We start from the raw sequence: 1,469 nt of genomic DNA on the forward strand, positions 1-1,469 counted from the left end.
TCGCCAATACGCAAGGTTTTATTGCGTGAACGGACGAATAATAGAACAACTACCCCAAGGATGTTCCAGACTGATTCGTACAGGAAAGTTGGATGGTAGTAAGCTCCGTTGATATGCATGCCGTCAACGATGAATTGCGGTAAATGTAAGGTATCTTGCAGGAATTCTAAAGTCACTTCCCCACCGTGGGCTTCTTGGTTAACGAAGTTACCCCAACGACCGATGGCTTGCGCTAGTAATAGGTAGGGCGCTACCGTATCCGTTACGAATAAGGGGTCCATTTTCTTTGATTTAGCGTAGAAGTAAAGGGTTAATCCTCCGGCGATGACACCACCATAAATGGCGATCCCACCATTCCAAATTTGTAGAATTTCGCCTGGATTTTGTAGGTAGTAGTCTAGTTCAAATAAAACGTAGTAAGCACGTGCACCAACAAAACCAATTAGAATGGTCCATACAGCTGCGTCTAAAATAAATTCTTCATCCCAACCCTTACGACGAAAATCTCTTGAAGCAAATGTAAGGGCTAATAAAATAGCAGCCCCGATAAAAATCCCGTACCAACGGATTGGCCAGCCGAATATATCAAAAGCGACTGGATCTATTGCAGCTATATTCATCATTTTGTTCTTTCTCTCCTATGTGTTAATTCCTTTAGTTAAATCCTTATTTAATATCATTTATAGTTTGTTGTTATCGATGAGTCTTGTTAAACGGTCGTTAAACATTTGTGCAGCGTCAAAGCCCATTGATTTGGCCCTAAAGTTGATAGCTGCTACCTCGATAATACTTGAAATGTTCCGCCCAGTTTGGACAGGAATGGTAATTTTGGGAATCGCGACCTCTAAAATTTGTTCACGCTCTTCCGCAGTACCCAGGCGGTCAAAATTGGCCCCCTTTTTCAAATCTTTCAAGTCAATAATCAAGTTTAGCTGTTGTTCTTTACGAACTGCACCTGCCCCGTAAAGAGTCATCACGTCAATAATCCCAAGACCACGAATTTCCATGACATTACGTAGAATTTCAGGCGCTTCACCCATAATTGTCGTGTCATCACGTTGATAAAAATCTACGCGGTCATCAGCCACTAAACGGTGACCACTTTTTACAAGTTCTAAAGCGGTTTCTGATTTACCTACACCAGAATGGCCAGTAATCATAATACCCAGCCCATATACATCCACAAATACCCCATGTTTTGAGATCCGCTCTGCTAAGTGAGCATGCAACATTTCCGCTAAGTTACTAGACAGACGGGTCGTCGTTGTTGTTGAACTTAATACAGGAATATGATTTTCTTCAGCAGCTTGAATCACTTCATATTCCGGTTGTAATCCTCTAGAGAAAATAAAGAATGGTGTATCTTCTTTTGAGAGACGGCGCATAATTAATAAACGCTCATCCGAAGTCATTCTAGACAAATATGTATGCTCTGCACGTCCAAACAATTGGACACGCTCAGATGGATA

2 protein-coding genes are annotated in these 1,469 nt (G+C 41.6%); both read right to left on the minus strand.

Features of this window, described 5'->3' with window-relative positions:
* Positions 1 to 623 (minus strand): prolipoprotein diacylglyceryl transferase (gene lgt, locus ACRCJ0_RS13930; protein WP_431390826.1); only part of this gene is annotated, 623 nt, incomplete at its 3' end.
* 57 nt (positions 624 to 680) lie between these two features.
* Positions 681 to 1,469, minus strand: a 789-nt coding sequence (gene hprK, locus ACRCJ0_RS13935) for an HPr(Ser) kinase/phosphatase (protein WP_431390827.1), incomplete at its 5' end; no start/stop codon positions are given.

The organism is Aerococcus sp. L_32, from assembly GCF_050689315.1.